The 20053-nt window shown below is 45.1% G+C and carries 14 protein-coding genes, 4 tRNA genes and 1 pseudogene; 7 read left to right on the forward strand and 12 right to left on the reverse strand.

The features are described 5' to 3' along the window. The 6 genes and pseudogenes from PV763_RS03135 to PV763_RS03160 all read right to left on the reverse strand — a co-directional run. Positions 1-76: transfer RNA gene (locus PV763_RS03135), tRNA-Val, on the reverse strand. 21 nt (positions 77-97) lie between these two features. Continuing rightward, positions 98-174 (reverse strand) — tRNA-Asp (locus PV763_RS03140). 48 nt (positions 175-222) lie between these two features. Then, positions 223-299: transfer RNA gene (locus PV763_RS03145), tRNA-Asp, on the reverse strand. Positions 300-327: 28 nt separating this feature from the next. Further along, positions 328-403: transfer RNA gene (locus PV763_RS03150), tRNA-Val, on the reverse strand. Positions 404-901: 498 nt separating this feature from the next. Next, the gene (elsL, locus tag PV763_RS03155; RefSeq protein WP_420937328.1) at positions 902-1435 is read right to left on the reverse strand and encodes a cell wall-recycling L,D-carboxypeptidase ElsL; all 534 of its coding nucleotides are present in this window, start codon (positions 1433-1435) and stop codon (positions 902-904) included. Positions 1436-1560: 125 nt separating this feature from the next. Continuing rightward, positions 1561-1914, reverse strand: a pseudogene (locus PV763_RS03160) (YbaN family protein); the annotation flags it as partial. An 87-nt stretch (positions 1915-2001) separates the two neighbouring features. Between PV763_RS03160 and PV763_RS03165 the strand changes: the two are divergent. From PV763_RS03165 to dapE, 3 genes are all read left to right on the forward strand, one after another. After that, positions 2002-2877, forward strand: coding sequence for a DUF1853 family protein (locus tag PV763_RS03165; protein WP_121979779.1), 876 nt, complete (start codon positions 2002-2004; stop codon positions 2875-2877). Between the two features lie 112 nt (positions 2878-2989). Beyond that, a complete protein-coding gene (locus tag PV763_RS03170) occupies positions 2990-3142 on the forward strand; it encodes an entericidin A/B family lipoprotein (RefSeq protein WP_004280704.1) in 153 nt (50 codons plus the stop codon). Between the two features lie 121 nt (positions 3143-3263). Further along, positions 3264-4400 (forward strand): succinyl-diaminopimelate desuccinylase, encoded by a 1137-nt coding sequence (dapE, locus tag PV763_RS03175; RefSeq protein ID WP_420937329.1) that lies wholly within the window; start codon positions 3264-3266, stop codon positions 4398-4400. A 65-nt stretch (positions 4401-4465) separates the two neighbouring features. Here the strand turns inward: dapE and PV763_RS03180 are convergent, their stop codons facing one another. From PV763_RS03180 to pilG, 6 genes are all read right to left on the reverse strand, one after another. Continuing rightward, positions 4466-4924 carry a hypothetical protein gene (locus PV763_RS03180; RefSeq protein WP_044111490.1) on the reverse strand — a complete coding sequence of 153 codons (459 nt, stop codon included), beginning with the start codon at positions 4922-4924 and terminating at the stop codon, positions 4466-4468. A gap of 3 nt (positions 4925-4927) precedes the next feature. Further along, a complete protein-coding gene (locus PV763_RS03185; RefSeq protein WP_420937330.1) occupies positions 4928-9379 on the reverse strand; it encodes an Hpt domain-containing protein in 4452 nt (1483 codons plus the stop codon). 167 nt (positions 9380-9546) lie between these two features. Then, positions 9547-11619: a methyl-accepting chemotaxis protein gene (locus PV763_RS03190; protein ID WP_005106253.1), complete on the reverse strand. Its 2073-nt coding sequence runs from the start codon at positions 11617-11619 to the stop codon at positions 9547-9549. Positions 11620-11665: 46 nt separating this feature from the next. After that, positions 11666-12202, reverse strand: coding sequence for a chemotaxis protein CheW (locus PV763_RS03195; RefSeq protein WP_004280709.1), 537 nt, complete (start codon positions 12200-12202; stop codon positions 11666-11668). Between the two features lie 5 nt (positions 12203-12207). Further along, a complete protein-coding gene (locus PV763_RS03200; RefSeq protein WP_004280710.1) occupies positions 12208-12576 on the reverse strand; it encodes a response regulator in 369 nt (122 codons plus the stop codon). A 25-nt stretch (positions 12577-12601) separates the two neighbouring features. Next, positions 12602-12985 (reverse strand): twitching motility response regulator PilG, encoded by a 384-nt coding sequence (gene pilG, locus PV763_RS03205; RefSeq protein ID WP_004280711.1) that lies wholly within the window; start codon positions 12983-12985, stop codon positions 12602-12604. A 286-nt stretch (positions 12986-13271) separates the two neighbouring features. Here pilG and PV763_RS03210 point away from each other — a divergent pair, with 286 nt between their 5' ends. From PV763_RS03210 to PV763_RS03225, 4 genes are all read left to right on the forward strand, one after another. After that, positions 13272-13919, forward strand: coding sequence for a hypothetical protein (locus PV763_RS03210; protein WP_005106249.1), 648 nt, complete (start codon positions 13272-13274; stop codon positions 13917-13919). Positions 13920-13970: 51 nt separating this feature from the next. Next, positions 13971-15098: an efflux RND transporter periplasmic adaptor subunit gene (locus PV763_RS03215; RefSeq protein WP_420937349.1), complete on the forward strand. Its 1128-nt coding sequence runs from the start codon at positions 13971-13973 to the stop codon at positions 15096-15098. Between the two features lie 24 nt (positions 15099-15122). Beyond that, complete coding sequence (locus PV763_RS03220) at positions 15123-18230, forward strand: efflux RND transporter permease subunit (protein ID WP_420937331.1); 3108 nt, start codon at positions 15123-15125, stop codon at positions 18228-18230. 96 nt (positions 18231-18326) lie between these two features. Further along, positions 18327-20045 carry a proline--tRNA ligase gene (locus PV763_RS03225; protein WP_253148393.1) on the forward strand — a complete coding sequence of 573 codons (1719 nt, stop codon included), beginning with the start codon at positions 18327-18329 and terminating at the stop codon, positions 20043-20045. Positions 20046-20053 lie beyond the last annotated feature (8 nt).

Below are 20053 nucleotides of genomic sequence, written 5' to 3' on the forward strand. Positions count from 1 at the left end.
TGGTGGGCGCTGACGGGATCGAACCGCCGACATTCTGCTTGTAAGGCAGACGCTCTACCAACTGAGCTAAGCGCCCTCAAAAGGTCTATCGTATAAATGGCGCAGCGGACGGGACTCGAACCCGCGACCCTCGGCGTGACAGGCCGATATTCTAACCAACTGAACTACCGCTGCATTTACACAATGTCGCTATTGTGGCAAACGAAAATCAAGATCTTAAAGTGGCGCAGCGGACGGGGCTCGAACCCGCGACCCCCGGCGTGACAGGCCGGTATTCTAACCAACTGAACTACCGCTGCAACTATAAGGTCTCAACATGAAAGAGCTTGGTGGGCGCTGACGGGATCGAACCGCCGACATTCTGCTTGTAAGGCAGACGCTCTACCAACTGAGCTAAGCGCCCTTTCTAAACGTCTATCATCGTTTGATGGGTGCATTATAGAGAATCTGCACAGCCTGTCAAACGCTTTTCGGAATGTTTTCCACTTTTTAGGTGTGAGTGATTAAAAAATAGGTTGTTTGTTAAAAAAAACAACACTTTTTGTTTATTTTTTAAGTCTCTACCGAATTTTTTTAATTTTCAAAATGAAAATTGAAATGAAATTTTGTGTTTTACCCTGCGAAGTTTCAGTCTTAACCATACGATGTATTACAATTCCGATTAAGGATTATACAAAGCTTTAAAATACTCGACGTTGTGTTCATGTAATCTTTCAACTGTCATTTATTTTTAAGTGGGAAATAGCGATAAATTTAAGCTTTAGAGGATGATCCAACCCATTCTTTGCAATAAAAATACGATCTGGATCAGATTAATCAATCTTTTCTGCTGTCTCCACCAAGCAGATTCAGCCCATAAAAACAAAATCATTTTCACATGACTTTAAATCGATCCGTTATGTTATTCAGTGCGTTGAACATTCAGCATTTCCAGATCCAATTCCTGTTCAGAGATATAAACCAGTGCATCCTCACTGACCAGGTCAAATAATTCAGCGATCTCTGGATTACGCATGCGGATACAACCATGAGACAGTGGCTCTCCCATCTTTTCGGTTTCTGGGGTGCCATGAATATAGATATAACGCTGATAGGTATCGCAGCCCTCGCCTTGATTAAAACCCGCTTCAAGGCCACTCAGCCATAAAATGCGCGTCAGGATCCAGTCCCGCTGCGGGAATTCTGCCGCCAATTGGGGATTATAAATTTCACCCGTCGCCTGACGTGCGACAAATACACTATTTAAGGGAGCATTCTGACCAAACTTTTCAGCAATCTTGTGCCAGCCACGAGGAGTCTTGCCACTATTTTCAGTTTCACCAATGCCATTTTTGCCACTGGAAACCAGATATTGTTTGTTTAGACGGGGCAGATACAGTTTTTGTTGGGCAAGATCAATCAGGATATCGGCTTGATCCAGATGCAAGGTACTCATGACTTGTTATTCTCAGACTCTATTTTGTTTGGTTTTATAGGGTTTAACTGATTATCTTCAGATGGTGCTGTTGGTATATCTGTCTTTTCTGGGTCGACTGTATTTTTCTGAATAATGATCTGATTCGGCTCAGGGCGTCGCCATAACCAGATCGCGACGATCAGCATAGTAATATTGGTAAAGGCCTTTACGGCCAAGGGTGCCGTAGTAAACAGCATGATGATCCCGCTGATCAGCATCATGATACTGGCCAGCCATTTGGCCTTACGCGGTACAGTACCGTGCGCGCGCCAATCTCTTAAGGTCGGGCCATATTTGGGATGATTCAATAACCAGTCATCCATTTGCGGCCAGCCTTTAGATGCCGCCCAGGCCGCCAGAATCAAAAAGACCGTTGTTGGCATACCCGGCAGGATTGCACCGATAAAGCCCAGGATCACAAACAGCACCACCAGACTTCGCCAAAACAACACTTTCATACATCAACCCTAACCGCAGAATTCAGGTATTATAAAGCGTTTTCCGATACTGTCCGTTGTATTTCTGCACTTTTCACAGGTTGTACTATGCCCTTTTCCAGTTTAAACCAAAATCTTGTAGAGGCATGGCAACGTTATCAACATCCTCTGGTGCGTCAACTGGCATTCGCTGTCGGCAGTCCGAATATCCTGTCCGGCATTCCGGATGAACTTGAGCTTATACATCACTTTGAACTGCATGACAGCCAGACCTGGCAGCACTATCTGAGCCGTTACCATCCACGTTTAGAGTTTCTTGATCAGCACCCAGAAGAATTAATTGAATTTGTGCAGCAACTGAAAAGCACACGTTTGGGGCTGCGTTTTGAAATGCTGGTCTGGTTCTGGTTGCTCGATGATGCTTACCATCCCTATCGGCTGCTTGGTCATAGTCTGCAGAAAATTGAGGGTGCAAAGACCTTGGGCGAGCTGGATTTTCTGCTATTAAATACCGATACAGGACAGATTGAACATTGGGAAGTGGCATTGAAGTATTATCTGGCCGAAGCCGATTTTAGTCTGCCGCATTGGTATGGCCTGAACCGCACCGATACTTTAATCAGAAAAATGAAACATTTTACACAAAAACAATTCCAGTTTGATGAGGCTTTGCAGCATCCCATTCAAAGACGGTTTTGCGTCCTCAAGGGACAGCTGTATTTGCCTACACATCATGCTGATCAACCAATTCCCTCATGGATCAATACCGAGCGTCGTCTGGGCTTATGGGGACAGCATATTCCTGCTGCACAGCACGGTTTCTATCGTCTGCAACGACATGAATGGATTTATCCGCAAGCCCGGCCGAGCAGTTCAGCTGCGATCTGGTGGACGGATGGCCTCTATAAAAAGGTCGATAGCAATGACTTTTATATGTATCGCAATCCGGTGCTGATCCAGCATCCATCGCATAAGCCCCTATAAAGCATTACATTTATTAACCGAAGCACTATGAAAACCACATATTTTTTAGAGCGTATATTTTCTACTCTAAGTCCCACATCATAATAATTTTATTATTGATTATACGGAGATGATGATGAAAAAAATTCTTGCTGCTTCATTAATGATGGCTTTTGTATTGACTGGCTGTAACACCGTAAAAGGCATGGGCAAAGATGTGTCTAAAGCTGGCGATGCGGTAACCAATACTGCTGAAAAAACCTCTGACGAAATCCGTCAAAACTAGTTTTTTCCTAAACGCTCACAGAACCCTATCCCAGATAGGGTTTTTTTATATCAGTCGTTCACATTCAAGCCTATATTCGCCTATTATAGAGCCGAAAAAATTATCGACTGTTGAATACCGTATGAGCTCTTCCGCTACCCTCGATTTAAGCCTGCAACTATTACGTCAGCCTTCTGTCACACCGATTGATCATGACTGCCAGAACATCATGGCTGAACGTTTAAAGAAGATTGGTTTCAATATTGAATCCATGCGCTTTGAAGATGTAGATAATATCTGGGCACGCAAAGGCACAGAAGGTCCGGTCTTCTGTTTCGCTGGCCATACCGATGTCGTGCCAACAGGGAATCTGGATGCCTGGAACTCAGATCCTTTTTTACCAGAAATCCGTGAAGGCAAACTTTATGGTCGTGGCAGTGCCGATATGAAGACCGCGTTGGCAGCCATGATAGTCGCCACAGAACGTTTTATTGAAAAATATCCGAATCATAAAGGTTCGATTGCCTACCTGATTACTTCAGATGAAGAAGGCCCATCGATTAATGGCACGGTGAAAGTGATTGAAACACTGGAAGCACGTAATGAGAAAATTACTTGGTGTCTGGTTGGTGAACCTTCAAGCACTAACAAACTGGGCGATATTGTCAAAAATGGCCGTCGTGGTTCATTAAATGCCAATCTCACAGTCAAAGGCAAACAGGGTCATGTAGCTTATCCTCATCTGGCCGTGAATCCAATTCATACCGCTTCTAAAGCCATTGCTGAACTGTGCGACACAGTCTGGGATCATGGCAACGAATATTTCCCAGCGACGACCTTCCAGATTTCCAATATCAATTCGGGTACAGGCGCAACCAATGTTGTTCCCGGCACCATGAACCTATTGTGCAACTGGCGTTATTCAACTGAAGTGACCGCGGAAGAACTTAAAGCACGTACCCTGGAAATTCTGGATCGCCATGGTGTGGACTATGACATTTCCTGGACTTTATCGGGCTTGCCTTTCCTGACGCCAGTTGGTGAACTAGTAAATGCAGCTAAAACCGCCATTCTGAATGTGACGGGGACTGAAACTGAACTATCGACTTCGGGCGGTACCTCAGATGGCCGCTTTATTGCCCCTACCGGCGCACAGGTACTGGAACTTGGCGTATTGAATGCCACGATTCATCAGATCAATGAACATGTCGATATTGCAGACTTAGAGCCATTGGCTGAAATCTATGAGCAGATTCTCGTGAATTTACTCGCCAATTAAGTAAATTCATAACGCAATAAAAAAGGAACTCCATGGAGTTCCTTTTTTATATTTTATAGCCTGGATTACAGCCCGATTGTAGCCTGAATATTGGTCATATTCGGAATATGGAACAGCTGTTCGTTCATGCGCACATATTGAAAGATGGCAGGATCATTCACCGGCTGATCGACATCGACCACTTCGGAAATACGAATCCGGATGGTTTTCGGCATTTCATTACACATCAGGGCAAAGCGCTGAGTAATTTCATCCCCCTCAATCACCAGTGCCACCCCATTTTGACGTGACGGATCATTCACTGCATAGACCGGTAACTGTGCCTCATGCCATTCTACAGTTTTGACCTGAGTATTGCTATCCAGTGCTGACAGGACAATGTTTTGTGGCAATAACATCGGATCTTTGCCATGACAGTCAATAATATAGGCATCAATAAATCCGGTCGATACCGTAATCAGATGCTGAAGTTCCTGCTGGCTAATCTGATCAGCCATTTTATTGCTTGAATTGGTCTGACTCATATATTACCTCTGTTTTTCAGCAATCAGTTGCTGGATATTGGCCAACAGTTCCGCTTCCTGGAACGGTTTACCCATATAGTGCGTTACGCCCAAGCTGAATGCACGTTCACGATGCTTCTCACCGGTACGTGAGGTAATCATGATAATCGGCAAGTCACGGTGAATATCATGGTGACGAACCAGATTGGTCACTTCGAAACCGTCCATGCGCGGCATTTCGATATCCAGCAACATCAGATCCGGTCTGACGTTTTCAAGCTGCTCGATCGCATCTACGCCATCTTTGGCAGTGACAATATCATAGCCTTGACGTTCAAGCAGACGCGACGTCACTTTACGTACAGTCACCGAGTCATCGACAATCATCACCAGACGACGTGCATTTGAATTACGCGAACCATCACGCTGATCATTCAGCTGTTTGACACGCTGTGTCGCCTGAATCTGGCGGGCAACATTCTGTCCATCGAGAATCAGACAGACCTGACCATCACCCAGAATCGTGGCACCGGCCACTACCCCGACGTTGGCAAACTGCTGTCCAATCGGTTTTACTACAATCTGCGCTCGTGAACCGACCAACTGATCGACCAGCAAGGCAATGGTTTGACCACTATTACCTTTAATCAACAGCACCGGCAATGAATGACCAACATTATTCAGACGTGGAATCGGCTGGTTGCCAACAAACTCAGACAGATAACGCAGCTTATAGTTTGCGCCATCGATCTTGAAATAGTCATCTTTACTGTTGAAATAGCTTTCCAATGTGGTCGGTGCAATACGCACAATTCGGTCAATCTGCGCCAGAGAAATCGCATATTGCTGATCGCCCACTTTCACCATCAAGGCATCGCTGACCGCTACGGTCGTCGGTACGCGAATCGTAAAGACCGTACCCTTGCCCAGTTCCGAGCTCACTGACACATGGCCGCCCAGTGATTTGATCTCGCTTTGTACCACATCCAGACCGACACCACGACCAGAAATCTGGGTCACTGCTTTCGCGGTACTGAAACCAGGATGGAAGATAAATTGCAGGATTTCTTCCTGATCAATGACTTGATCCGCTTTGATTAGATCCAGACTCAGCGCTTTTTCACGAATCTTCTCTGCATCAATCCCCTTACCATCATCACTAAAGGATACAATTACATCGGTTCCCTGGCGGCTGATGTTCAAGACAATCGAACCCACTTCCGGCTTGTTCAGTGCGATACGATCTGCCGTATCTTCCAGGCCATGGTCAATCGCATTACGCAGCATATGCTCAAATGGTGTGACCAGACGCTCGAGAATATTACGATCCAGTTCACCTTCGGTATTCTGTACGATCAGTTCTGCAGGACGGTTCAAGGTGGTCGAGGTTTGACGCACAATACGCTGTAAACGCGGCAACATCCGGTCAAACGGAACCAGACGGGTACGCATCAGACTTTCCTGAATCTCGGCCTGAATACGGGATTGTTGCAATAACAGTCCTTCAGTTTCGCGAATCTTGTCGGCCAGCGTACTCTTGAAGTCGACCAAATCCGATGCTGATTCTGCAAGTGACTTGGACAGCTGGTTGAGCGACGAATATTGGTCCATTTCCAGCGGGTCAAAGTCGGCATAGCGCGAGTTCTCTGAACCATGTTTGGCAATAATCTGTGATTCCAGCTCGCCTTCCATTCGACGTAACTGATCAGCAAGACGTTTGATCGCCAATTCCATCTCGTTCAAGGTATTGCCCAGCTGCCCCAGGTCCATCTCGATACGCGAACGGTTAATCGAGTTCTCACCGGACAGGTCAATCATCTTCTCAACCAGATCAGCAGAGATACGGATCATCTCGTTATTGCTATCGCTGGTGCCGCTATTCGCCCACTCACCCATCATCTGTGGCGGCTCAGTACCATCACCTTCAACAAAGCCGAAGTCAGTACTGACCACCAGATTATCTGTTTTCGCCAGACGCTCAGGCAATTGCGCAGTAACGTCCACATAAGCAATCTTTTTCAGACTGCTATGCAGCTGCTCAAAACCACTATAGTCGCGCTGGAAAATCGCCTGTCTTAACCAGACCAGCGTTTTCTGCAATAAGCCATCATAGGCATTCGAGTTAAATTGATAGACTGCAAACTGTTCGAAAGTCGTTTCCAGCTCATAGGCAATACTGGCCACTTCTTCAACATCAATCATACGTGCACCGCCCTTGATACTGTGGGCAGCACGCTGTAATTGCAGTAATAAACTACGGTCACTACGCTGATCAAACCATTGATTGAGGAGCTTCTCGGCATTCGCCAGAATCTCTTCGGATTCTTCCAGGAAAGATTCTTCAACAATGGATTTTAGTTCGTCTTCTTCAGAACGTTCTACTGATGTGTCTTCAGTAGCCTCAGGAGATTCCAAGATTTCTAGTAATTCTTCAGCTTCAGCCACATCAGTTGCAGGCTGTTCAGTCGTTGCTGACTCTTCAAGTTGCGGTTCAGGAATTGATGTCGCTTCGACCTCTGCAACTTCAACTACAGCACCCGTACTTTCAACAGCAGCAACAGCTTGCCCAGAAACCAGCGCCTGAATATTTTGCAAAATCGCAATCGCTTCTGGTGCAGGATAATCAATACCGTCTTCCCGAATCGATTGAATACGATCGGAAATATTGTCCTGAACCAGACGGATAATCTGGATTAAAGCAGGTGTCACGGCAATTTGCTGACGGATCACACGCTCATAAATACTTTCCAGTTCATGCGCAATCAAACCGATATGCGATGCTGCGATCATGTTTGCACCACCTTTTAAGGTATGCAAATGACGCATCAGATTATTCAGTGAGGTTGTATCATCCTGTTTTTTGCTCCAGGTATTCAGATCTTCATCAATGCCTGCGAGCAATTCATCCGCTTCTTCCAGGAAGATACTTAATAATTCTTCATCAAAATCACGGTTGGTTTCAGTACTTTGCTGCTGCTGACGATCTGCAGCGATGCGTTGACTCAAACCAGCAAAATCGACACTGCCAGGCGCGACAGTTTCAGCCACTTGTGTGGCCTCTGAGCTTAGCTCAATATTCTGATTACTAGTATCTTCAGCAAATATCTCGAGATCCTGCTGCACAAATGCAGACAGTTCGCTGAGTATTTTTTGAATCTCATCATTCAGAATGACGCGCTGTCCTGCGGCCAAGGTATCAAATAAATGAATAAATTCCTGATGCGCCTGTGCGAACAGTTCATAAGCATAATCGCTGTTTAGCAGCACTGGCTTTTCAAGCAGCGCATCATAAGCCAATTTCAGGTCGGCAGTGAATTCATGAATGCCTTGCGCTGCCCGGCTTTCTGTATGTGCCAGCAATTCTGCAGCCTGCTGGCTGAGTGCCTGAATATATTCCGGATAATCGACTTGGGCGCGTTTATCAAATTCAAACTCGGCATCCAATAACAGATCAATATCCAGCTCAACCAGTTTAGACACCAAACCTTGCGTCTGAATGCTATTGGTTTCAGTAACTGCAAAGCCATAATCATTCCAGACACGCTCAAAGGTGGCATATACCGCATCCAGTTTTGCAGTATTGCCCTGACGTAGCAAATGCAGATAGTCACTGACAAACTCAGCATACTGAATCAGTAAAGCGGTTTCTTTTGAGGTTGAGACAATTTCATCTTGTAGCAAGGTTTTGAACAGATGCTCCACTTTAGAGCTGGCCTCAAAAATCTGGTCAATCTGCGCCATGGATGAACTGCCGCGCAAAGTATGAATCGCACGAATCAGCGCATTATAATCTTGTGATTTTTCATCTTCAGTGCGAAGGAAGGTAGCAATCGTATCCAGATGCTCTTCTGCTTCTTCAATAAAGATCGCCACAGTTTCTTCGATATCACTGCGAACCGGTACTTCTACTGGCGCTATTGTTAGCTCAACTTCACTTGGCTCATTGTCTGCAAGCTCAAGACCTGTCATCTGACCTTCAGCGGTCAAATGATCTGCCAATGCCAGTAATTCTTCCAATGCAGGTTCAGGCGAAATTTGTTGTTGTAATTGTTGTCCCAACAGCACCATTGGACGCAGATCGAGATCCAATTGCTGTACATGTTTGAATTTTGGATATAAAGCATATTGATAGACATTCAGTACCGCTTGGGCAAATTTCTGTACCGTCGGTGTTAGCTGAATCGAACCGGACAAAACCCGGTTTAAGGTATCTTCAACCGCCCAGGCCATTTCCCCTGCCGATTTTGCCCCGACCATGCGGCCTGAACCTTTCAGGGTGTGAAAATGGCGGCGAATGGTCTTCAGATTTTCTTGATGATCTGGATTGCTCAACCATTCTGGAAATAAAGCATTTAACTCAACGAAGATCTCTTCGATTTCCTCAACAAAAATTTCAAGAATTTCTGCATCTTGGTCAAGATAACTATCTTCAGGAAGCGTTGTCGTTTCAACTAAATTTTTTAATATTTCTTTCATAGCTCATGCTTCTTACGTTATGCCGCCAAGAAGGGCGCTCAAACTTAATTGTGACCGTCACGCGATACCTAACGTATGAAGTTAAGTACATCTTGTCGAGGCTTTATCTGTATTTTCTGAATGTGTCTCAACCGCGGTCAAGACACATTTCCCCATCATGTCTGACTTTATTCTGGTAGTTTAAAGTCAGATACAGATTCACGTAATGCATCGGCCATGTTTGCCAGTTCAGATACTGAACGTGCTGTATCGAAGGTTGCACTGGTGGTTTGCGAGGTAATTTCCTGTACGACATTCATCGTGGTCGCAATATGACCTGCAGATGCTGACTGCAGTTTCGCAGCATCAGAAATGTTCGCAATCAGTTTCGCAAGGTTGTTCGATACTGTTTGAATCTCATCTAGTGCTACACCGGCATCTTTAGACAAGTTCGCACCACGTACAACTTCCGATGTAGTTTGTTCCATCGAAATAACGGCTTCGTTGGTATCCGTTTGAATGGTTTTTACCAGGCCTTCAATCTGCTTGGTTGCAGAAGCTGAACGTTCCGCAAGACGCTGTACTTCATCGGCTACGACCGCGAAACCACGACCTGCTTCACCGGCCATCGATGCCTGAATTGCTGCGTTTAATGCCAGGATGTTCGTCTGGTCAGCAATATCGTTAATCAAGGCTACGATGTTACCAATTTCCTGAGAAGATTCACCCAAACGTTTAATACGTTTTGAAGTTTCCTGAATCTGTTCACGAATCGTGTCCATACCCTCAATCGATCGATGTACGACATCCGCACCGTTTGCAGCAATTTGTACTGAACGCTCTGCTACCACCGCTGATTCATCGGCGTTGGCAGATACCTGGTCAATCGACAGTGCCATTTCGTTAATCGCTGCAGAAGCACCAGCAATTTCTTGTGCCTGATGCTCAGATGCTTCAGCTAACTGGTTGGTAATGCTTTGTGTAGTTGCAGTATATTGCGCAACTTCTTGTGAAGTTTCAGTAATACGCGATACCAGGTCACGTAACTGGTCAATCGCAAAGTTAATCGAGTCGGCAATTGCACCAGTAAAGTCTTCAGATACTGTTGCATATGAACGCAAGTCACCGTCTGCAAGATCGGCGATCTCATCCAGTAAACGTAAAATCGCATTCTGGTTACGGTCATATTCTTCTTGTAAACGGCCTACACGCTGCTTATCCGACAAGCCACGCAGAGAAAGTAACTTGAATACACACAGCAAGAAACCGACTAATAATGCGATCAGAAGGACTGCCGGAACAACCGTTTTAAGACCTGAGTTACCCGATAATTTATTCAGGTTGTCCAAAAGCACATCAGATTGAGAAAAAATAGATGCGGCTGCCTGACGAACTTTTACGATCTGTGTAGAGTTTTTCAGAATAATCGCTGATGCAGATTCCAGTACGTCATCATATTCAGCCTTGATGCCTTCCAGAGATTCACGCAGGGTTGGATCAGCAATACGCTGTACACCCAGTTCAGCAGAACCATTTAACTGTGCATTCAGATAAGAACCAAAAGTTTCGGTATCGGCACTGAAGTCATCCGCAGATTCACGTGAACCATCATTACCTGTCAGTACCAAACTGATTGAACGTAAGATACGTTCTGCAATGAATACCTGGTTTTTGGCAATAACCACCTGGTTCGATGGCATATCTTGACGTGCCATCTGGTCGACCATCAAGTTATATTCCGCCTGAATCCCCGGAATCGCTTCACCAATCGCGATGTTGGTGTCGTATAACTGGTTAATAATCTTTTGTTGCGAGGTAATCAGATCAATACTGCTCGACACTTCTGTCCACTGTTTATCAACAGCTTGCAACGCATCATTGTTAGAGTGAATACTTTTAACTGTCTCAAGATTTTCAGCAAAAGCTTTTTGCGAGTCAGTGAGGTTCTTCATGGCCTCAGGCGTACCCGAAGCTGTCGCTTCAGTCGCTTGGCGCGAAATCGTTTGCGAGAGGAGACGCAAATCACCCAGACTTTGAGTGAGTTCGTTGGTACGTGGAACACTATAAAAAAGATACAATAAAGTGATCAGTGCGGCTAAAAGACAGCCTGCTGCTCCATAGATCAGCGGTTTTGATTTTTCACTATCACCAAATACACGTGATAACTGATCTACTTGCGTTTGAATCTTAGCTAAAAAAGCATTACCGCCTTTGCGGCCAGTGCTCTCACCTGTATTTTTCTTTTTAAGTTTAAAGCCCATGCAGCCTCTCCCCGGTTGACGCCTTGCTTAGTTTCGAGCGCGACATTTAATTTATAAATTTTATAGATGCGTTCATAAATTTTGGATTTTGCAACAGACGACTGAATAAAAACACATGCCACTGCTGGTTGTGCTGATGGAAAAACCCCTGACAATATTCTTGTAAGTTTTTATCCAATTCAGATTTCTTCGAAAAGAAACTTTTCTTATTGAAATGTTGTATACCCAAAACTTGATCTACGACCAAACCCACATACTGGTCATTATGGTTGATGCATAATACTTTTTGAGTCGGTGAAAATTGACTGCTCTGCCCTGATACATACTGCGTCAGATCAGAAACCGATAACAGTCTTCCCCGGATATTCGCCAGACCCAACACCCATGCTTGTGTCTTGGGTACCGGCGTATATTCTGGGGGATAAATCACTTCTGATACCTCCCCCAGCGGGGCAACAAAATATTGCCCCATCATCTCAAAAGCAATGCCCGACCATCGGTTAACTTCATTGCCATTGGAAACGTAGTTTTTATTCCCCCGTTTCGCAATGCGAAGCAATTCGATAAATCCATTTGCTGCCATAGAGCTTATCCTGCATTGAGGTGCTGCTTAATTACATCTATTAATTGTTTTTCATCGACTGGTTTTGTTAGATAATCCGCTGCGCCTTGACGCTTGCCCCATACACGGTCAGTGGCCTGATCCTTGGTACTGACAATCACGATTGGAATGTGTTTGGTCGTTGCACCACGTGCAATCTGGCGGGTCGCCTGAAAACCATTCACGCCCGGCATAACCACATCCATCAGGACCAGATCCGGCAATTCTGCCTGTGCCATGGTGACGCCATCTGCGCCATTGGCTGCTTCAATCACCTCAAAGCCATGTTTAGAAAGAATCTCTCTAAAGCGAAAAGTTTCTGTCGGTGAGTCATCCACAATTAGGATACGTGCCATGCCAATTCCCCAAAAAAATCAAATATTAAGCACTAATATGGTTACGGATTGCATTTAGCAATTCATCTTTACTAAAAGGTTTAGTCAGGTATTCATCTGAACCCACGACACGACCTTTGGCCTGATCAAATAAGCCATCTTTACTTGATAGCATAATCACAGGAATATTCTGGTAATTCTGAGAGTTTTTGATTAAGGCGCAGGTTTGGTAACCATCCAGGCGCGGCATCATAATATCTACAAAAACGATATCCGGATTTGCTTCGGCAATTTTTGACAACGCTTCAAAACCGTCTACTGCAGTAATGACTTCATAACCTTCGCGTTGAAGAAGAGTTTCCGCAGTACGACGAATGGTCTTTGAGTCATCAATAACCATAATTTTTAGATTTTGGAATTTATCGTCCATTTGTTTAACCCTTCCCATTTTAGAAACTATATGCCATAAGGCTCATAGGATTATTTTATTACGATCGATAAACATTTTTAACATAAAGTCACTTGTATTATCAATGAACATTTTCTACACAAGTAGACAAAATCATTTATTTTTAATAACAGCTTCACATTTTCTTATTGTTATTGGTTTTTTTTTGACTAACGGTAGTTTTTTATTGATAAATTTAAGTCTAATATAACAAGATTATTACTTTAAAATAAGTAATTTAGTCAACTTTAAATTCGGGGAGCCAATGATGAGTCAGTTTTTAAGAAAACTTGCTGTCATTGATAAAAATAAAATGACTGGTCAATTCATTGTTGTGGTGCTGCTACTGTTACAGGTGAGCTTAACGTGCGCGAGTAGTAACCAACTCCCGCAAAAAGCCACCTGGTATCGTTATTATGACAGCAAGGGTGTGGCCAATATCAGTACTAATGTCACGCCAAATCATATCCGTTATGGCTATGAAGCACTTGACCAGAATATGCAGGTCATTAAGCGAGCGCGCCCTTATAATGCCGAAGCGGATATCAGGCAAGCGCCACAACGTGCCCAACAGGCGCAGCGGATTGCCGAAGACCATAAACTCAAGCGCGCTTATAACAATAGCCAGACCGCTTTACAGAAAAAAAACGACAGCCTGGTCCAGTTAAAAAAACAGATTGATTTCCAGCAAGAACAAATGAAGCAACTGCAAAAAGATCGGGTCATGTTTGTACGTCAGGAACGTGAATATTTACGTAAAGGTAAAACCCCACCGGCACACCTGAAAACAACATTAGACAATAACCAGAAAAATCTTGTTTCCCAAAAAGAAAATATTCAATCTTTACAAAGTCGCTATCGAAATCTGGAAGCAGAATACGACAAAATTATCGCCCGCTTAAAAGCACTTGAATAAATGCAAATAGCTGGCCGTGGTTTTGATCCACAGCACGCTAAAAGGACTCATATGCAAACTGCACCGCATTCTCATGATTTTAATATGCCTTCCCCGCGCTCTATCCTGATCATGAGTGCACTTTGCTTAAATATGTTTTTAGTGGCTTGTGATAAAAATGAACCCGTACAGCAAGCCAAAATACCCAAATCCATTGAAGTCATTCCTCAAGATCTAGTTGCAGTTCAATCTGGCAATTCAGTTCAAAAAACTGCATTTACCGGCACTATTCGTGCAGTCAATCAAAGCAGCATACAGGCGCAGGTCTCTGCTACTGCCACCAGCGTAAACGCGCAGGTAGGTCAAACGGTTTCCAAAGGACAAGTGCTGGTACGCCTGAATAATCAGGACAATGCCGCCCGCTTGGCACAGGCGCGTGCGAATCTGGCCTCTACTCAAGCGCAAGCCAATCAGGCTCGCAACATGATGCAGCGCAAAAAGCGCCTGCTCGATCAGGGTTTTATTTCAAAAGTAGAATATGAACAAAGTCAGGTCGACTATCAGGCCCAGCTTGAAAATGTCCGCGCCCAGCAAGCCAATGTCGATATTGCTCAGAAAGCAGATCGCGATGGCACCATGACCAGCCCGATCAATGGCGTGATTACCCAGCGTCAAGTCGAACCCGGCCAAACCGTGGCGATTGGACAAACCCTGTTTGAAATCGTCGATCCAAAACGATTGGAAATTCAAGCACGTGTACCCAGTGATCTGCAATCAGGTTTAAGACTGGGCAGTAAAATCGAATACAGCATTCAAGGCAATCCAAATCGACTTACTGCCGTGATTAGCCGGATTTCCCCCATTGCAGATCAGGCCAGTCGCCAAATCGAATTCTTTGCCACGCCGAATGAATCTGTTCCATCTTTAAGTATCGGCTCCTTTGTCGAAGGCAACATTCTGAGTTCACAACAGATTTCTGGCCAGCTGATTCCATTAGATACCGTTCAGGATATCCAGAGCAAACCCTATGTCTGGGTGATTCGCCAGAATAAAATTATCAAGGTCAATGTTCAGGTCCTAGAACAGCGTTATAGCGACAACATTGCCGTGGTTCAAGGACTGGAAAATGGTGATCAGGTCAGCCGGGTTAAGTTTAGCGAAGCCGATCTGCAAAAAACTGTCACCCTTCGCGCCAACTAAAGCCATTCACACAGGATCATTGATATGTGGTTTACCCGAATTAGTGTGAAGTATCCGGTTTTCACCATCATGATGATGTTCTGTTTGATGGTACTAGGGCTGGCTTCCTGGCAGCGGATGGGCGTTGAAGAATTCCCTGATGTCGATTTCCCTTTTGTGGTGATCTATACCAACTATCCGGGCGCTTCTCCGGAAACGGTTGAATCGGAAATTACCAAGAAACTTGAAGATCAGATTAATACTATTTCTGGTTTAAAACAGGTCATTTCCCAGTCCAGTGAAGGCCTCTCCATCATCACCACTGAATTTAATCTGGATGTAACGTCGACCACAGCAGCCCAAGACGTGCGGGATAAAATCGCCTCTGTGACTGCTGAATTTCGTGATGAGATTCAGGAGCCGATCGTCGAGCGTTATGATCCGACGGCGAATGCGGTAATGTCGATCGTATTTGAATCCGAAAATATGGATGTAAAAGCGCTCAGTTCCTATCTGGATCAGCGGATTGTGCCACAACTGCGCACAGTTCCTGGGGTCGGAACGGTCAACCTGCTTGGTGATGCGCAGCGCCAGATCCGGATTCAGGTGGAACCGCAAAAACTGCAAGCTTTTGGCATCGGTGTGGACAGTGTCATTAACACCTTAAAGGCCGAAAATATTGAAGTTCCAGGCGGTACACTTAAATCGGGTAATTCGGAACTGGTCATTGAAATCAATTCCAAAGTTCTACATCCCCTTGCCTTCGGCGATCTGGTCATTGCCAATAAAAATGGCATACCGATTTTTCTCAGACAAGTGGCTAATATTCAAGACAGTCAGGCTGAGCTGGAATCCGCAGCTTTTCTGAATGGTAAAACCGCAGTGGCGATTGACATTTTGCGTAGTTCAGATGCAAACGTCATTGAAGTAGTAGACAAGAGCTACGCAGCTTTAGAAAGTATTGAGGCGCAGCTTCCTCAAGGCACTACTTTACAAGTAGTGGTAGATTCCTCTAAAAGTATCCGCGGCACCATTGGCGATGTAGCCCGAACCATTATTGAAGGTGCGGTACTGGCTGTGCTGATTGTCCTACTTTTTCTGGGTTCTTTCCGTTCAACCGTGATTACCGGCTTAACCCTGCCCATTGCACTTTTGGGTACGCTGACCTTTATCTGGGCCTTTGGTTTTAGCATCAATATGATGACTTTGTTGGCGCTGTCCCTAAGTATTGGTCTGCTGATCGATGATGCGATTGTGGTGCGTGAAAATATTGTCCGGCATACCGACATGGGCAAAGATCACGTGACTGCTGCACTCGATGGCACCAAAGAAATTGGCTTAGCCGTGCTGGCCACGACACTGACCATTGTCGCCGTATTTCTGCCTGTGGCCTTTATGGGCGGAATTATTGGTCGTTTCTTCTACCAGTTCGGGGTCACGGTGAGTATGGCCGTTCTGATCTCGATGTTTGTCAGCTTTACCCTGGACCCGATGCTTTCTGCGCACTGGGCAGAAAAGAAAAAAGATCCAAACAAAAAACCAGGTCGGGTGAAACGTTTCTTTAGCTGGATCTCTGGCAAGCTAGATAACTTAAGCCATGTCTATGAAAAATTATTAAAACTGGCATTGCGCTTCAGATTAATTACCTTAATGATTGCTGTGGCTTCATTATTTGGTGCTCTGGGTTTATCCAAACTGATCGGCACCGAATTTGTACCGGTTCCCGATAAAGGCGAAATCCGGATCAAGTTTGAAACACCGGTCGATTCATCGCTTGAATATTCTCAGGCCAAACTGCAACAGGTGGATCAGATTATTCGTCAACATCCGGAGGTCAAAGCCACCTATGGAGTGATTAATGGCGCAACTGACCGCGGTAAAAACCATGTCAGTTTACGGGTGACTGTAACGCCGCGTACCGAACGCGAAAAGACCCTGAATGACCTGAATAATGAATTCCGTCAGCGTCTACAATCGGTTGCAGGAATCAGCATTACCTCGGTGGCATCCGCCGATGAAACCGTTTCAGGTGGCCAGAAGCCGATCATGATCTCGATCAAAGGCCCAGATCTGGATCAACTACAAAAAATTTCTGATCGCTTTATGACGGAAATGGCGAAGATTAATGGCATTGTCGATCTGGAAACTTCATTAAAAGAACCCAAGCCGACCCTCGATGTACAGATCAATCGTGTCTTGGCCAGTGATTTAGGTTTATCGGTCAATCAGATTGCCAATGTGGTGCGTCCGCTGATTGCCGGTGATGATGTCACAACCTGGCAGGATGAAAAAGGTGAAACCTATGATGTGAATCTGCGCCTGACTGAAGACCAGCGCAGCTTGCCTAGCGACTTACAGAACATGTATATCACCTCGAATAAAACCGATGCCAACAATCAACCGATTCTGATTCCGCTTTCGAGCGTGGCCAAATTTGAAGAAAAACTCGGTGCCTCACAAATTAACCGGCGTGATCTGGCACGTGAAGTTCTGGTCGAGGCCAATACCTCAGGACGTCCTGCAGGTGATATCGGGACAGATATCAGCCGCTTGCAAGAAAATTTCGATATGCCACCGGGTTATAGTTTCGACACTCAAGGCTCCAATGCCGACATGGCAGAATCCGCAGGCTATGCCTTGACCGCGATTACCCTGTCGATTGTCTTTATCTATATCGTGCTCGGTTCGCAGTTCAACAGTTTTATTCATCCTGCGGCAATTATGGCTTCACTGCCATTGTCGCTCATTGGCGTGTTTCTGGCCTTGTTCCTGTTTAACTCGACCATGAACCTGTTCTCGATTATCGGCATTATCATGCTGATGGGACTGGTGACCAAGAATGCGATTCTGCTGATCGACTTCATCAAGAAGGCCATGGATCGCGGCGAAGATCGTTATGATGCGATTATTGCCGCTGGTAAAACCCGTTTGCGTCCTATTCTGATGACTACCAGCGCGATGGTCATGGGCATGGTGCCACTTTCCCTAGGACTAGGTGAAGGGGGGGAACAAAGTGCCCCGATGGCACATGCGGTGATTGGCGGAGTAATTACCTCTACCCTGTTGACATTGGTGGTAGTACCGGTGATCTTTACTTACCTGGATGACTTTAAGAATTTTATGCTGCGTCAGGCACGTAAAATCATGGCATAATTTAATGCAACACAATGAGGTGACATTCCCAAATGCTCACCTCATTTTTTATTGTATAATCCCTGCTTTAACGCTTAATTTTTTAGGACAGTTTCCATGCGCGCGAGTCGCTTTTTATTTGCAACGTTAAGAGAAACCCCGAACGATGCTGAGGTTATTTCCCATCAGCTCATGCTTCGTGCCGGTATGATTCGTAAGTTGGCTTCAGGTCTATACACCTGGTTGCCGATGGGCGTTCGCGTATTAAATAAAGTTGAAGCGATCGTTCGCGAAGAAATGGACAAGGTCGGTTCACTTCAAGTCTATATGCCGGTGACTCAACCTGCATCTTTATGGGAAGAATCAGGTCGTTATGTACAATACGGTCCTGAGCTTTTACGCTTCAACGACCGCCATGGCAACCCATTTGTTCTCGGTCCGACGCATGAAGAAGTGATCACTGACCTTGCACGTAACGAATTAAAAAGCTACAAGCAATTGCCTGCAAACTTTTACCAAGTACAAACCAAATTCCGTGACGAAATTCGTCCACGTTTTGGCGTAATGCGTTCACGTGAATTCATCATGAAAGATGCCTACTCTTTCCATGCCAATCAGGAATCACTGCAACAAACTTACGACGACATGTATGCAGCCTACTGCAAAATCTTCAACCGTCTTGGTTTAGATTTCCGTCCGGTTCAAGCAGATACCGGTTCAATCGGTGGTTCAGGTTCTCACGAATTCCACGTGCTGGCTTCAAGCGGTGAAGATGATATCGCCTTCTCGACTGAATCTGACTATGCAGCCAATATTGAAATGGCAGAAGCAGTACTTGTCGGTGAACGTGCGGCACCTACACAAGAACTCAAACTGGTAGATACACCAAATCAAAAAACCATTGCAGATGTATCAGCATTCTTGGGTACGAACCCTGCTCATTCAGTAAAAGCCTTATTGGTTCAAGGTGTTGCGACTGAAGAAGGTCAAGATGCACCTGTGGTTGCTTTATTCCTTCGTGGCGATCACGAACTGAATGAAATTAAAGCTGAAAAACATCCTTTAATTGCTGCACCTTTAACATTTGCTACTGAAGAACAACTGCAAGCCCTTGGCTTAAATGCTGGCTTTGTCGGTCCTCAAGGTCTGGTCGAAAAAGGTGTAAGCGTTATTGTTGATCTTGCAGCATCTGTATTGTCTGACTTTGTTGCAGGTGCAAATGCAGCAGATCAACACGCAACAGGTGTAAACTGGGAACGTGATGCGCAGTTCACTGAAGTTTATGACCTACGTAACGTGGTTGAAGGCGATCCATCTCCAGATGGTAAAGGTACGCTTCAAATCAAACGTGGTATCGAAGTCGGTCATATCTTCCAGTTAGGTCAAAAATACTCTGAAGCGTTGGGTTGTAAAGTTTTGGGGGAAGATGGCAAACCATTCACTGTAACCATGGGTTGTTATGGTATTGGCGTGACGCGTGTGGTGGCTTCTGCAATCGAGCAGAACTTTGATGAGAAGGGCATTATCTGGCCAACTGCCATTGCACCGTTTGAAGTTGCTATTGTGCCGATGAATGCACACAAATCTCCACGAACTATGGAAGCTGCGGAAGCACTCTATGCTGAATTACAAGCTGCAGGTTTTGACGTGTTACTCGATGACCGTAATGAACGTCCGGGCGTGAAATTTTCTGATCTTGAGCTTACAGGCATTCCACATCGTATTGTAATTGGCGAAAAAGGCTTGGATGCAGGTACGTTTGAATATAAAGGCCGCCGTGATGCTGAATCAGTAAATATCTCGAAAGAAGAATTATTGGCGAAGATTGCTAAATAATTTCGCTC

Origin of the sequence: Acinetobacter sp. AS5 (genome assembly GCF_048957595.1) — a bacterium.
GTDB lineage: Bacteria > Pseudomonadota > Gammaproteobacteria > Pseudomonadales > Moraxellaceae > Acinetobacter.

Excerpts from the sequence above, each read along its gene's own strand:
- PV763_RS03185 (WP_420937330.1), bottom strand. The coding sequence starts at position 9,379 with ATGAAAGAAATATTAAAAAATTTAGTTGAAACGACAACGCTTCCTGAA.
- PV763_RS03225 (WP_253148393.1), top strand. The coding sequence starts at position 18,327 with ATGCGCGCGAGTCGCTTTTTATTTGCAACGTTAAGAGAAACCCCGAAC.
- dapE (WP_420937329.1), top strand. The coding sequence starts at position 3,264 with ATGAGCTCTTCCGCTACCCTCGATTTAAGCCTGCAACTATTACGTCAG.
- PV763_RS03190 (WP_005106253.1), bottom strand. The coding sequence starts at position 11,619 with ATGGGCTTTAAACTTAAAAAGAAAAATACAGGTGAGAGCACTGGCCGC.
- PV763_RS03215 (WP_420937349.1), top strand. The coding sequence starts at position 13,971 with ATGCAAACTGCACCGCATTCTCATGATTTTAATATGCCTTCCCCGCGC.
- elsL (WP_420937328.1), bottom strand. The coding sequence starts at position 1,435 with ATGAGTACCTTGCATCTGGATCAAGCCGATATCCTGATTGATCTTGCC.
- PV763_RS03195 (WP_004280709.1), bottom strand. The coding sequence starts at position 12,202 with ATGGCAGCAAATGGATTTATCGAATTGCTTCGCATTGCGAAACGGGGG.
- PV763_RS03165 (WP_121979779.1), top strand. The coding sequence starts at position 2,002 with ATGCCCTTTTCCAGTTTAAACCAAAATCTTGTAGAGGCATGGCAACGT.
- PV763_RS03180 (WP_044111490.1), bottom strand. The coding sequence starts at position 4,924 with ATGAGTCAGACCAATTCAAGCAATAAAATGGCTGATCAGATTAGCCAG.
- PV763_RS03200 (WP_004280710.1), bottom strand. The coding sequence starts at position 12,576 with ATGGCACGTATCCTAATTGTGGATGACTCACCGACAGAAACTTTTCGC.
- PV763_RS03170 (WP_004280704.1), top strand. The coding sequence starts at position 2,990 with ATGATGAAAAAAATTCTTGCTGCTTCATTAATGATGGCTTTTGTATTG.
- pilG (WP_004280711.1), bottom strand. The coding sequence starts at position 12,985 with ATGGACGATAAATTCCAAAATCTAAAAATTATGGTTATTGATGACTCA.
- PV763_RS03210 (WP_005106249.1), top strand. The coding sequence starts at position 13,272 with ATGAGTCAGTTTTTAAGAAAACTTGCTGTCATTGATAAAAATAAAATG.
- PV763_RS03220 (WP_420937331.1), top strand. The coding sequence starts at position 15,123 with ATGTGGTTTACCCGAATTAGTGTGAAGTATCCGGTTTTCACCATCATG.